Origin of the sequence: Bacillus sp. JH7 (assembly GCF_001563515.1) — a bacterium.
Classification (GTDB): Bacteria; Bacillota; Bacilli; order Bacillales; family Bacillaceae_G; genus Bacillus_A; species Bacillus_A cereus.
In genome coordinates, this window is the sequence record NZ_LPUS01000018.1 from 1 (window position 1) to 666 (window position 666).

A 666-nucleotide genomic window follows, 5' to 3' on the forward strand; every position below is an offset into this window, starting at 1 on the left:
GCTCAATTTCTTCTAATTCCATTCGATAACCATGCAGCTTAATTTGGAAATCAAGACGACCATTATAGAATAGAAGACCATTTTCAACATAGCCAGCATCGCCTGTTTTATAGGCGCGCTCACCGTCTATCATAGTAAATGCTTTTTCTGTTAATTCAGAGCTTCCTAAATATCCAACACTTACGCTTGGACCGACAATTACGATTTCACCTTTTTCACCATCAGGTGCAATCGTGCCATCTTCTTTCATAATAAGAAGGCGGCAGTCTGATTTACAGTAGCCAACTGGAAGTGATTTGTATTGATCAAGCACTTCTTTTGTAACGTGAATACCTGTTACAGCGACAGTAGCTTCTGTTGGACCGTACGTATTCATAATTGTCGCTTTCGGGAAACGCTCAATTAATTTTCTAGCCACTTCGTTTGGTAACACTTCACCGCAGAATAAGAATGTTTTCATGTTTGGTAGCATACTCTCAGAGAAAGATGTTTCCATTAAACACATTTCTGCGAAAGATGGTGTTGAAGTCCATACTTGTATATCCGATTGCTCTAAAGAAGCAAACAAGTCTTTTGGACGCGCAATCATATCTTTATCGATTGCCCAAAGTGTACCACCTGTTACTAATGATGGGTAAATATCCATGACAGATAAATCGAATGAGA

Annotated in this window: 1 protein-coding gene; it reads right to left on the reverse strand. The window is 39.0% G+C overall.

The window, feature by feature from the left end; translation table 11 throughout:
• Positions 1 to 666: AMP-binding protein (locus AU379_RS20490; RefSeq protein ID WP_157462708.1), on the reverse strand; the 666-nt coding region annotated here is incomplete at both ends.